This window comes from Candidatus Polarisedimenticolia bacterium (genome assembly GCA_035764505.1).
In the GTDB taxonomy this organism is placed as follows: Bacteria; Acidobacteriota; Polarisedimenticolia; order Gp22-AA2; family AA152; genus AA152.
The window spans coordinates 1-13,340 of sequence record DASTZC010000074.1 but is presented as its reverse complement, the minus strand read 5'-3'; the positions used below and the strand labels follow the sequence as shown (position 1 = coordinate 13,340).

Annotated in this window: 7 protein-coding genes; 4 read left to right on the top strand and 3 right to left on the bottom strand. The window is 64.6% G+C overall.

Features of this window, described 5'->3' with window-relative positions; translation table 11 throughout:
• Positions 1-1,202, top strand: a 1,202-nt coding sequence (locus tag VFW45_05115) for a hypothetical protein (protein HEU5180148.1), incomplete at its 5' end; no start/stop codon positions are given.
• Between the two features lie 94 nt (positions 1,203-1,296).
• Here VFW45_05115 and VFW45_05110 read toward each other — a convergent pair.
• Both VFW45_05110 and VFW45_05105 read right to left on the bottom strand, forming a co-directional pair.
• Positions 1,297-1,929 (bottom strand): hypothetical protein, encoded by a 633-nt coding sequence (locus VFW45_05110; GenBank protein ID HEU5180147.1) that lies wholly within the window; start codon positions 1,927-1,929, stop codon positions 1,297-1,299.
• A gap of 139 nt (positions 1,930-2,068) precedes the next feature.
• Positions 2,069-2,380, bottom strand: a complete 312-nt coding sequence (locus VFW45_05105; protein HEU5180146.1) for a hypothetical protein — start codon at positions 2,378-2,380, stop codon at positions 2,069-2,071.
• A gap of 1,320 nt (positions 2,381-3,700) precedes the next feature.
• Here VFW45_05105 and VFW45_05100 point away from each other — a divergent pair.
• From VFW45_05100 to VFW45_05090, 3 genes are all read left to right on the top strand, one after another.
• Positions 3,701-5,974 (top strand): hypothetical protein, encoded by a 2,274-nt coding sequence (locus VFW45_05100; protein ID HEU5180145.1) that lies wholly within the window; start codon positions 3,701-3,703, stop codon positions 5,972-5,974.
• 179 nt (positions 5,975-6,153) lie between these two features.
• Complete coding sequence (locus tag VFW45_05095) at positions 6,154-6,495, top strand: PadR family transcriptional regulator (protein ID HEU5180144.1); 342 nt, start codon at positions 6,154-6,156, stop codon at positions 6,493-6,495.
• Positions 6,492-9,146 (top strand): ABC transporter permease, encoded by a 2,655-nt coding sequence (locus tag VFW45_05090; GenBank protein HEU5180143.1) that lies wholly within the window; start codon positions 6,492-6,494, stop codon positions 9,144-9,146. Before VFW45_05095 ends, VFW45_05090 begins: the two co-directional genes overlap by 4 nt.
• A gap of 344 nt (positions 9,147-9,490) precedes the next feature.
• On the opposite strand, the gene VFW45_05085 is transcribed toward VFW45_05090, so the two are convergent.
• The coding region (locus VFW45_05085) for an HYR domain-containing protein (GenBank protein ID HEU5180142.1) at positions 9,491-13,340 on the bottom strand (3,850 nt) is incomplete at its 5' end.

The following is a 13,340-nucleotide window of genomic DNA, read 5'->3' as shown; positions in this document are numbered from 1 at the left end:
AACCAGGCGCAACCGTCTGCAAGCAGACGGCAGGTGTCTTTACGGCACCCAAGTGCACGGGTGGCATCCCGGCTGGCACGTCGTGCCTCTGTTCGGAGGTCGCGGGCATCAATACCGCCACAATCTCTTCCGCCATTTGCCAGGCGACTCAGCGGGACGCCTGCGCTCTGCCGGGCTCTGTCTGCTCAGACACGGCCAACGTAACCTGTCTCGTGCAGGGCTCTTGTCGCATGACCAGTGGACACAAGTTCGATGTGGTGGACGCCGAGTTCGATGAGAACGGCAAGGTCTACACGACGGGCGGTGAGGTCGGCGCACCGGACGAGACGGGCTGCTGCGATCTGCCGCCGAAGGGCAAGTGCGTATCAAGTGTGTGCACGGGTGGGTTGAATGGTGGCAAATCGTGCGCGACCAACGGCGATTGCCCGAACGACCCCGGACGGAAAACACATTGTCCGTGGGGCGAATGGGAGCACAACCACCGCAGCGGACCGGACGACACCGGCAGCCTGAGGGGCGGTGCCTTTACGTTCGATTCGGGGACGCCTGCAGCGCCGAATGAGGCGTTCATCAAGAGCGTCCTGTGCGCCGACCCCGGCTGGTGCGTGCAGGCATCGCCGGCACCCTTCAAGCAGATCTTCTGGGAAGGGACCGGCGTTTTCCGCAACGAGAAGGTCAAGGGAAAGGACGTCCCGCTTCCCGATTTCAGTGCATGCGGTGCGAATCAACCGGTGCCGTGGAGCAACAAGTCCAATGGGACGCTCCACTACTACAAGGCCCACGTCAGTGACTTCGGCGAGCCTGCAGGCATCTTCCAGAAGGCTGCGGGGGCGTGCAGGATGGATGAATCCTGCAAGAGTGCTGAGCCCAATGGGGCAGTTGAAATCAACAACTGCGCATGGGGTGATGTGTGCCTGGTCGACTCAGTGGCCGACCCAGTGAAGACGGCCCTGCACCCGCTCTGCCTGGCCCAGAGCTGCTCGGAATGTCCTGATGCGTATGAAATCGAGATTCATTGCACGACCGATCCGAATTCGCCGGTCGCCTACCGGGTCTCGCATTTCATCCAGGAAGGTAACTTCCGGCTCCAACCGTCGATGGGGGGCTCTTGTGACCCGAGCTGTGACGATGGGGTGTGCGATCCCGGAGCAACAGGCACGGCCGAGACTTGCCAGTCCTGTCCACAAGATTGTTGCCAATAAGGGAGCGGACTGAGGACTATCGTCCTGGGTTAGCTTAGGAAAACTAGAGGGGCGCGTCGCGGACACGCGGTGCGCCCAGGAAGGCCCCTGCGCCCTACTTCAGGAGGGTGGGTGTGAACGTCCACGTCCAGCCGGTGGGTCCGCCGATTTGCAGGCTGTAGGACTTCCTATCTGGAGCGACCTTGGTGTCGGAAGAAGTTGAGCCGCCCATGAGAAGGGTTGCGGGGTGCTGGATGTTGAAGTGCTCCTCGGCGGGCACCTGCTTGGCGGCAACAGGCGTACGGGCCATGTCATCGGGACAGTGGAAGGCCACGTCGGCCGCTGGGAAAGAACGCGTTCCCTTGATTTTCACCTGGCCGGGCTCCACCGTAATCTCCTTGGCATCCAGATGCTCGTACTCGCCCTTGAGAATGGCACACCCCGCCTCCGAGTGAGGGCCGGTCTTCGTGATCGACTTGAAGTTCTGGAATTTGACGGGTCCCTCGACCTTGTTTTCCATGAGCCAATAGTCGAAATCCATGGTGAGGTGGTCCGTCACTTCCGCCGTCCCATAAGCCCCGCTCTCCACCACCCCGGTATCCCCTTGGTGCAGGCCTTCGATGTGAAAGTGAACGAGCTTGGCGCCCGCCCACTTGGCCAAAGCTTGCATGTCGCCGACCTGCTGAGCCGACGCAGTTGCCATGCTGAGCAGCACCACTGCCAACAAGATGCTTGCAACCTTGATCATTTGCCGCCTCCCCCCAAGAGTGAACCGCCTGCGTGCCACTGTATCACTTGTCGACCCTCACGGAGACATACAAGGCCCGACTTCTGCCTTCGGCGGCTTGGCCGCAATCGACAGGCACTCACGACGAAGGCTACCTCCATCAGGGAATGTTAATCGTCAGCGTCAGGGGCAGACTCGGAAAGGCGCCGCCGGACGTGGTGACGATCATCTCCGCCTGGCACGCCTTGCCGCCGCCGCACTGCGCCTGGCAGTCCGAGGCGGGATGGAACGTCGCGAACACCTTGCCGTTCGAATCGGTCAACGCCTGAGACGGAGTGAACACCCCATTGAACGTGTTGCTGCCGACCACGTTGTTCTGCAACTGAAAGAGGAGCACGACCCCCGGGACGCCATTGCCGGACGAGTCCACGGCCTGGGCGTCGAGGCAAATTGTCTGGCTGCAGTCCGACACAGTTGAATCCGAGGAACAGCCGGGCGACGTATTGTCGAAGGTCAAGAGGGTATAGACGAGGCTCTGGCCTGGGATGGAGGAGCCGCAGCAGGCTGCCGGAAGTAATGCGCCAGGCTTGCACTTGAGATCACCATCGGATGTGATGCACGTCGTCCTCGGGTTTGTCGCGTAATTCTCTGCAATCAGGACATCGGTATCGAGAGCTGGTGGTGGAATGGAGCGAAACACGTCGGCCCACTCACACAATCTTGTGGAAGGAAATTCCGCATAGCAGGCTCGACTCGCGACCAGCGCCCCGACGCCCGTCCGGAAAGTCTCGGTCGTAACACCGACAAACCCGACGGCGGTCGCCCTCAGGCCTGGGCTCCCGCTCCCGCCTGGTAAGACTGTCCTCTGGGCCGATGGCCCACCGAGAGCCAACACCGCGCAACCACACACCAATGCAGCACCGCACACGGCGATTCTTCGCATGGTCAAAGCCTCCGTCAGAGAGTTTTCTTTGCCAGGAAGTATGCGCCGGATAAGAAATTCAAGGCAAGGAGGGGAGGCTTCGCCCTTCCCCCACAGCATTGGCATTCTGCCAACCGGGTGGCGATCCCTGGCGACTTGGCCCGAACGCGCCGAGCCCCAGCGTCCGTAAATCTGCTTTCTTCTGAATGGATTGCATCCAAGGCCCGTCATCGGAGTCGAGTTGGCGTGGACAGTGCAGTGCGCCTCTTCCCGGCGAGCGCACGGAAAGCGATGACGAAACTGCTCAGGATTCCGCCCGAAGGGAGCACTGCCATGAGAAAGCGACAGACGGATTGGAAGGTTGGTCCGGTATTCAGGGTCCTGTTGCTTATCGGGTCCCTGGCGGTCGGGTCATGGAGCATAGCTGCGACCCAGGCACGGCCAGCTCCGGCAGAGATGGAGGAGCCGGCGAGCGTCGCACATCCCGAAGCTTCTGTTGAAGCGAAAGGGACACCATGGAAAGGCGAGCCTGGAATCACGGAGACCGTGGCGGGGATCATGGAGCGGGAAGCGCGGAAAGTCCCCCAGGGACCACGTCCCATCCGCGAGACACGGGAAGCTCCGCCGCGGGACCCGTCCTATCTCCGCAATCCACCGGCGCCGGCCGTCTCACAGTGGCCCCCCGCCGAGGCTTCGGCGTCCACGTCAAGATCGGGCGGGCCGCTCCCGGACTCGGGGATCGGTCCCCTCAGCCCCCAGACTCCCGGAATCAGCTTTGAGGGGGCCACCGTCTCGGAATCAGGCTTCGCCCCTCCCGACAGCATGGGGGACATCGGGCCAACCCAGATCCTCTTTATGGAGAACGGCCGCGTGAAGCTGTTCGCCCGAAATGGCGTCCTCGGAGCGTTGAACGTGACCGGCACGACGTTCTTCGCTTCAGTCCTCTCTGCAAACGAGGAAGTGACCGATCCCCAGGTGCGCTATGACCGGCTTTCTCAGCGCTGGTTCGTCACGGCGCTGAGCCTTCCCGCGACCTCCATCGCCAACAAGGTCCTGATTGCCGTGAGCTCCGGCCCCACCATTACCGGCACGACCTCCTTCACCTTTTTTCAGTTCCAGCACGACCTGGTCGGGACGACGCCCAACGCCGACACAGGACAGTTCGCCGACTACGACAGCCTCGGCGTCGACCGGTTCGCTCTTTACATCGGCGTCGACGTTTTCAACCAGGCGGGCACAAGTCTCTCCGGCACCACCGGGTTCGTCGTGAACAAGGGAAGCCTTCTGGCAGGGACGCTGACGGTCACCGCGTTTCGCCAGCTGGCCTCCGGCGCTATCCCGGGTCCCTTTGCCCCGAGGGGCGTCTCCAACGACGACCCCGCCGCGACGGAGGGGTACTTCATCGGAGTCGATACGCTGACTTTCAACACCATCCAGATCAGGAGAGTGACGAATCCGGGGGGAGTCCCTTCGATTTCAGGAAACCTGACCCCTTCGGGCATTCCTGCGACCAGCTTTCCAGTTCGCCAGGTGGTGGAGGGATCCAACCTCAACAGGAGGCTCGACGCTACAGACGACCGGTTGTTCGCCGCCACCATCCACAAGAACAAGATCACCGGAGCCTCGACCCTCTGGACCGCCCACAACATCGGTGTCGACGATCAATGCGTGGCAACCTCGATCAATCCCAGGAACGGTTCGCGCTGGTACGAATTCGAAAACCTCACGACGACCCCTTCGCTCAGGCAGGCCGGGACGCTGTGCGATCCCGCCTCCACGAATCCCCGGGGGTTCTGGATGGCTACGGTAGCGGAAAACGGCCAGGGGCACATGGCCATGGGGACGAGCTACGCGAGCGCCAATGACTTCGCCGGGATTTCCACCTCCGGACGTCTGCGCACCGACACGCTGGGAACCACCCGGGCGGCGACGCTGGCGTTGGTGAGCAACACCGCCTACAACCTGCAGGCAGAGGACGGGCAGCGCTGGGGCGATTACTCCCACTCCGTGGTGGATCCCAATGACGACCAGACCTTGTGGACCTTCCAGGAGGATTGCGACCGCACGAACTCCTGGGGAGTGCAGGTCATCCAGCTGAAGGCTCCTGCTCCCGCCGTCCCCTCCTCCGCCTCACCGGCCTCCCTCTGCGAGGGTCTCGCCTCCGTCGACGTGACCGTGACCGGCTCCACTTCGGCCGGGACGGAGTTTTTCGATCCCGGCCCCGACACCGGCGGCCCGGGCTACCTCAGCCATATCAAGGCGTCGGTGACGGGGGGAGTCACCGTCAGGAGCGTCACCTTCACGGACCCGAACCACCTCACGCTCCACCTCTCGACGACGGGTGCCTCGCCGGGCGCTCAGGACATCACCATCACCAACCCGGATGGCCAGTCGGCCACGGGAAAGGGCCTCCTCAGCATCGCGACGGGGCTGGTGGCACCGGCCGTCTCCAGTGATTCTCCCGTCTGCGCCGGACAGGCGCTGCATCTCGCCGCCTCGACGGTGCCCGGCGCAACTTACGCCTGGACCGGTCCCAACGGATTCACATCCAGCGCACAGAATCCGGTGATCCCCTCCACCACGTCGGCAGCTTCCGGCACTTACAGCGTCTCGGTGACGGTCGGAGCGTGCCGCTCCGGAGCCGTGACGACCAACGCGACGGTCTCGGGAAACGGAGGCACCTGCAGCGACGGAAATCCCTGCACCGTGAACGACACCTGCCTCTCCGGAATCTGCGCCGCCGGCCCCCTTCGGGACGCCGACGGCGATGGCCACGTCGATGCCGCCTGTGGCGGGAACGACTGCAACGATGCGGACGCCTCGATCCTGAAAGCTCCGGTGGAAGTATCGAATCTCAAGGTCCTGACGGTGAGCCCCTCCAGCCTCGCATGGGACAGTCAGGCGATTGCGGCGGGGTCAGGCACGCTTTACGACCTCGTTTCCGGGAGTCTTCCGTCGACCGGCGGGATTGTCTTCTCCCCGGCGGCGTGCCTGCAGAACAGCACGACCGCTACCTTCTCCGACGTACGCCCGGTCCCTGCGATACAAACGGGGAGCTGGTACCTGGTGCGGGGACGGAACTCTTGTGGAGTCGCCACCTACGGGAGCACGTTGCGGGACGCCAGCATTCCGGCCTGTCCCTGACCGGCGCGGCTCGGGTCGGATCAGCAGTGAATCACGGCCGCGCCCTCCGGAGCTCCAGGCGACGAGGGGCCTGGAAATCGGCGCCGCGCCCCTCTTGACTTCAAGGTCAGTCTCATACTATTTTGCTCTAGGCCTAGATCGGAACAGGCTGAATCGCAATCAGGAGACCAGCCCCCACCGTGAAAAAACGTGAGCAACGAGACCTCTTTCCCGGCGCCTTGGAGATGATGATTCTTCGAACGCTCGAGCGACAGCCCCTCCATGGGTACGCCCTCGCGCAGCAGATTCGACGAACGTCCGACGATCTGCTCCAGATTGAGGAAGGGTCGCTCTATCCTGCCCTCCAGCGCCTTCTCAAGGCGGAGCTGCTGAAAGCCGAGTGGCGCATCTCCTCCACCAATCGTCGCGTTCGCGTTTACAGGCTGACGTCGGCCGGGGCGAAGCATTTGAAGAATGAGGTGTCGCGTTTTGAAAGGATGCTCGAGGGAATCACGCGTGTCCTGGCGCCGGGTGAATCATGAATTGGTTGAAGCAGCTGTTCGTGCGCCGCCGCTTCTACGGTGATCTCTCGGAGGAGATCAAGGAGCACCTTCACGAGAAGACGGAGGAGCTGGTTGCAGGCGGGATGTCCCGAGAGGAGGCGGCCGTAACCGCTCGCCGCGAGTTTGGGAACGTTACGATGATTGAGGAGGACAGCTACGAAGTCTGGTGGCCATCTATTGAGCGGCTTTTCAGCCGGGATGTCCGGTACGCCTGGCGGACCTGGGTCGCGCATCCGCTGTTGACGGGCGCCGCCGTTCTCTCGCTGGCGCTGGGGATGGGCGCGAACAGTGCCGTGTTCAGCGTGATGAACGCGCTTCTGCTCAAGTCCGCTCCCGTGAGCGACCCACGCACACTCGTCGCGCTCTACTCCGCCAGCTCCGTGAATCCTGGCCTGCATCAGACCTCGTTCAAGAACTACGAGGATCTGCGCGACTCGGTGCCGTTCGGCCTGGCCGCGTACTCGCCCATTCCCGTCGGCCTGTCGACTGCCGCCGGCCAACCGGAGCAGGTGTCGGCCGAAATCGTGTCAGGAAATTATTTCGATCTGCTGGGCGTGCAAGCCTCGCTCGGCCGGGTGTTCTCGTTCACGGCGGCGGAGGACAAAGTCGCCGACGGGCACCCGGACGTCGTGATCAGCGATTCCTTGTGGAAGCGGCGGTTCGGGAGCCGGGCGGATGTCGCGGATCAGACGGTTCAGCTCAACACCCGTCCGTTCCGGATCGTCGGGGTAGCCCCGCCCGGGTTCGTCGGATGCGACCTGATGCGCGCGGTCGATGTGTGGGTGCCGTCATCGAACCGGGCGGTTCTGACCGGTGTGAACGGCTTCTACTTCCAGAATCGCTCGATCGGGGTGGCCGACATCGTGGCTCGATCGACACCGGCCGTCGGGTTGCCGAAGATCCGTTCGATGCTCCAAGCCGAGGCCTCCAGGCTTGCACGGACGTTTCCCCGGGAAAACAAGGGCTTGAGCTTCGCCACACGCTCGTTCTCGCAGGCGCGGATGAACCCCACGCAGCGGGACGCGTGGGTCCGCGCCGGAGGGCTTCTGGCGGTTGTCGTCGGCCTCGTGCTTCTGATCGCGTGTGCGAACGTGGCCAATCTGCTGCTCGCGCGATCAGCTTCCCGGAAGCGGGAAGTGGCCGTGCGGCTGGCGATTGGCGCGTCGCGGCGACAGCTCGTGCAACAGCTTCTGGTCGAGAGTCTCATGCTGTCGTCCGCCGGCGCGCTGGTTGGTCTGGGCGTCGCGTGGGGCGCCTTGCGCTTGCTGTCGGCGCTTCGGCCGGCGTTCGTGCCGGCATCGTTCCAGGCGCCGATTGATTGGACCACCTTGCTGTTCACCGGCACCGTGGCATTCATCATCGGCCCCATGTTCGGGCTCGTGCCCGCCCTCCAGGCGTCGCGGGTCAACGTGGTCGACGGGCTGAAAGGCGGAGAGCTCGCGCGGCAGCGCGTCGCCCGTTCCGACTTCAGCCTGGCGCTGCTCGTTGCGCAGTCCACACTTGCCACCGTCGCGCTGATCCTCGCCGGTCTCTTCGTGCGCAGCCTGCAGCACGCCCAGGAAATCCAACCCGGTTTCGATCCGGACCGAGTGGCGATCGTCAGCTTCGATCTCGGTATGCTGGGCTATGACAACGCCAGAGGACCGGAGTTCGTGCGCCGCGTGATCGAACGCACACGGGCGGTTCCGGGAGTCGTCTCGTCGGCGGTCGCGAGCCATGTGCTGCTCGACGGTGCCGGCCTGGCGTCGAAGATCAAGCTTGCCGGTCAGGAGGACGCGGAAGCCCTCAGCGTCGAGGCTGGTGCCGTGGGCCTGGATTATTTCCGCACCATGGGGATCTCGCTGGTTTCCGGACGTAATTTCCAGGAGTCGGATGGCGCCGAAGTGTCCGAATTCGGCTGGGCCATCGTCAACCAGACGATGGCGAAGCGCTTATGGCCGCGGCGCGATCCCGTGGGGCAGCGTTTTCAGGTACTCGGGATCAAGGAGACCTACGTTGTGGTAGGTGTCGTGACCGACGCGCAATACGACACGCTCGGCGAGAGCGGTCATCCGTATTTCTACATTTATTACGACCAGACGCCCGGCCTGAAGAAGCTCACCCTGCATGTCCAGACAGCGTCCGATCCGCGGCCCTTGCTCAGTGCGATCCAGAGGGAGGTCCAGGCCGCCGATCCCAATCTGCCGTTGATCAACGTGCGAACGATGTCCGAAGTGATGACGCAGGCGATGTGGGTGCCGCGGACCGGCGCCGCGCTGCTGGTGCTGTTCGGCGCCATCGCGTTGGTTCTCGCCGCGGTGGGCACCTACGGCGTCACGCGGGTCTTCGTGACGCTGCGACGGCGTGAGATCGGGATACGTGTGGCGCTTGGCGCGACACCCGCGAACATCCTGTCTCGCGTCATGTTCCGGACCTTCATGCCGGCCCTCGCAGGTGTGGGATTGGGGGTCGCCGCGGCCTATCTGGGCGCGCGGCTCGTCGGGAGTCTTCTGATTGGCGTGGCTCCCACCGACGTGGGGAGCTTCGGGAGTGCCGTCGTGGTCCTTGTGTCGGCGGCGGGCGCAGCGTCGTTGCTGCCGGCGCTTTCGGCGATGAAACTGGACACCGCACGCTTGCTGCGTCTCGACTAGTCCCTCTGGAGTCGTAATCCCCGCAGCTCCAAAACAATAAGAGCCCCGGCCGCTGACCATCTGAACTTCTCCGGTTCCGAGGTCGGCCGAATGTTGGATTACCGGGATCAAGATTCCGGTGGCGCCGGGCAAGGCCATCGTGATCGAGACGTCGAAGAGCCTGGCCGCGCGCACCGCCACGGCGCGCGAGCTGCCGGTACGGCTGGTGCGGGACGCGGAAGGCGGAAGGTCATTCACGACGCGGGCAGGGTTTTCGAGATTCGCGTGGGATGGCGGCAGAAAAAGAAAGGGGGCGGGACTTTTGTCCCGCCCCCGAAGTTGCCGCTGCGATTCGATGTGCGTTCCTACGGACAGCTGTTTCCGGGCACCCTCGGCTTGGAGGCCGTGGGGGCGCCGTAGGTGCTGTCCGTCCCATGGTGATAGGCCACCACGTAGAAGAAAACCTCACCGACGGCCGGCGTGTCGTTATCCACCCGGCTGGTCTGCTGCGTCTGAGTCTCGAGGCAGGCGACCTCTCCGAGGTTGATGAAATACTGCTCCTCGGCCAGGCTCGCCCGGTTGCCCCGAATGACGCTGTAGTAGTCGGCCCCGGCGATGGCGTTCCAGGTGAGCATCGCGTCCTGGGCGGCGGCGGTCACGTCGAGGTGCACCGGATCCTCCACGCCTGACTGATCGTGAGGCACGAAGACCGCGCTTCCCTGGGTCGTGGCGTTCGCCGAGGCGTCGCTGCAGGTGTAACTGGCGGTGTAGACGCGACCCTGGCCGGAGGCCGAGCGCTCCGCGCGCAGGTCGAACGAGAGATCCGGCGTGCTCGTAGCGGCATTCTGGATGTCGTCGACTGTGTTGCCGTCGCCATTCCCGCTGGCGTTGTCCGCCTCGCTGCTGGTCACCGACGACAGCACGCAGGTCGGCGGGCCGCAGTTGTCGGTGGCGGTCACGGTGGCGCCGACGCTCACCGTCTGGTGGTTCGGAGGCCAGAGCAGATCCGGCGTGAGGCTCACCGCGACCACCGGGAGCTCGTTGTCCGCCACCGTCACTTTGAAGCTGCAAGTCGAGGTGCCGCCCGCCACGTCGACGGCAGTGGCGGTCACCGTCGTCTCCCCGACGGGGAAGGCGGAGCCGGACGCCACATCGGTGGTGACCGTCGCCCCACCGCAGTCATCGGTGGCCGTGGGATCCGGGTAGGTGACCACCGCCGAGCAGAGCCCGGGATCGTTGACGGTATTGATGTCCGACGGACAGGAGATCAGCGGCGGCGGGTTCACTGCGTTGAACGACGCCGACGAGGAGTTGTTGCCGGCGCCGTTGTCCGGAGTGCCTGCGCTGACGCTGGCACTGTTCACGACCGTCGTCCCGTCGGGGACCGCGCACCCCAGAGTGCCGGTGAGGGTGATGGTCGCCGACGCACCGGAAGCGAGGGAGGCTAAGGTGACGGTGCGGTTGTTGCCCGACCCGCCGCAGATCCCGCCCCCCGTCGAGCTGCAGGAGGCGAAGGTCATCTCGGCGGGGAGATTGTCGGTCACCACCACGCCGCTCGCGGTGCTCGGCCCGTTGTTGGTCACGGTGAGGTTGTAGGTCGCGGTGTCGCCCGCGGTCACCGACGGGGCCGCAGCGGTCTTCGTCAGCACCAGATCGGCCTGGGCCGACACGACGCTCTGGACCAGCACGTTGTCCACCATCACGCCGCAGGTGTGGCCGGGGCGCACGGTGGCGCAGGTGGCGGAGCTGTCCTGGGCGTACTCGAACCGGAGCTGGGCGCGGCCCCCCGCCAGTCCCCCGGCGCCGGGGAACTTCATGTGCACATGCTTGAACCCGTTCGAGAAGCCGGCCCAGACCGACATGTCCTCGAAGTAGCGCGCGTTGCTGTTGCGGGGGAAGTGCTTCGGATAGTGCTGGAAGCCGTCGGTGGTCAGCTCCTCCTCGAACGCCTCCGCCAGCGCCGAGATCAGGACTCTTCCCGTCGTATTGTCGGTGATCCGCAGGAAGAAGCCGTCGAACGCCTGGACGTTGAAGGCGGGATCGTCCTCCGTGTCGTACGCGACGTCCATGTCGACGGTCATGTACTCGGCGCCCGCCGGAACCGAGAAGACGGGGCTGATCAGCCGCTCCCACCGGGTCATTTGGCCGCCCGCGGGGCCGTCGGCGGCGTTCTGATGGAAGGCGGCGTTCGACGTCGTTCCGAACAGCGTGCTGTTGGTCGTCCAAGGAATGGTGTTGTCGCCGGCGCCGTGGGCGGCCACCCACCCGGCCGGCAGGGTACCCGGCGCCGCGCCGTTGAAGTTCTCGCTCAAAAGCGTCGTCGTCTCCGGTGTTCCGGTCGACTGGGTAAACAGCAGCCTCGTCGTTCCCTGGTCGCACGCGACGTTAAGGGCCAGCTCGATGTGGGTCCCGCGGACGAACGACGGGTCGAGCTGGAGGACGAAGTCGGTGTCGTTGGTCCCGGTGGCGCCGGCGGCAATGTTCGGATAGCTGGAGCCGGAGGTGGTTACCGTGACTCCGGCGGTGGAGGTGGACAGCGTCGCGCTGATCCCCGTGATTCCGGCGGCGTGCAGCGGGTTGGTGACGTAGTTGAAGAGCGGCATGTGGAGGTTTACCGTCTCCCCCGCGTCAATGAAGCCGTTGCCGTTGGTGTCGGTGAAGGTCACGCTCCCGAGGTCGAGCGAGATCTTCGGCGTGGACACCCGCTTGAAGAAGACGTCAGGCGTGCTGAAGTTGCCGAGCGGCTGATCATCGGCGATGCCCTTCAGCTCCGTTCCCGCCCAGGTGGCGAACAGCTCCCCTCCCTGCGCCACCGACTGGTTGTAGTCCCCCAGGTTCGGCTGGCCGGTGTCGTTCCCCCAGCCGGCGTGGTACGGGCGGTCGCTCAGCGCCATCGGCTTGTTCCAGGTTGCGCCGCCGTCGTCGGAGTAGAGGAACGTCGTCTGGGTGAGATCGCCGTTGGTGGCGATCCCCTGGTCGTAGTAGTGGACGTACACCCGCCCCGTGATCTTATCGACCGTCACCCAGGGGAACCACTGCGGCCGATCGCCCCCGGGACGGCTGCTCAGGAGGATCGAAACTGAAAAGGTCAGCCCGCTGTCGGTGCTCTTCTGCAAGACGACATCGCCGCCGTCGGCATTGTTGTTGTTGGTGTAGACGAGGTACATCGTTCCCTGGTGCGGCCCGCCGGAATTGTCAACGGCGAGCGAAGGCGAGGTGTTGATGCGATCGTTCCCCAGGACCTGGTCCATGGTGAAGAAGCTCGTCGTGGTGTTGGTCGCCGCGCTCCAGGTGGCGCCGTTGTCCAGCGACCGGGCGAATCCCACGTTCTGGTTGAGGCCCCCAGGGAACCGTCTCCAGGCGACATAGACATTGTTCGATCCTCCTCCCGCGAACCGGGGGATGGAGGCCTGCCCGTCGGCCGCGGTGGCGCCCAGGATCGACCGCGCCGACCAGGTCGGCGGCGTGGCGGACATGACGTTGTCGGAAAAGGTCGTAGAGATCTCCACGCCGCCCGCCGCGAAGGCGGTGGCGGTGAAGTTGGACCAGCTCAACATGACCCGCCCCGTGTCGGGATCGACGTCCGCAAACTCCTTGTCGGCGGAATCGCGCGCGTTCTGTGCCGCGCCGGTGAGCAGGCCGTGGGGGTTCGTGGCCGACGTCACTTCGTACGGCCCGTTCCAGGTGTGGCCGCAGTCGGTGGAGCGATGCATCCCCATCGTCTGCGCCGTGCCGGTGGCGTTGAGCTTCTTCACGACGATGGAGAAATAGACGAAATTGCAGCCGCCCAGGTACTTCACCTCCGGGTCGCCGAAGACCTGGGGAAAAACCGTCGTCCCGATGGTGCTCGTGCCCGTTGTGATCGGAAGCTGGCCACCGTCCGTCCAGGTCACCCCTCCGTCGTCGGAGTACTGATACCCGGACAACGAGAGAGGATTCAGACTGAAGCCGCGCGTGTCATTGGTTCCGATGACGATGTGCATCCCCGTGCTGTCCACGGCGATAGAGGTCTCCGCCTGCCCGCCGCCAGGCCCTTCTCCTTCGTCGTCATCGCCAACCCCCGGCTCGCCGTCGTCGTCCTCCAGCACCGGGGTCATGCCCGCCGCCGCGGCGGCCTCCCGGGCGTCGGCCTGATCCGCCGCAAGACGTCCCATCGCCGACATCGCATCCTCGTCCACCGTCTTGACCTCGAGCGTATCGGACCAGCCCGCATCC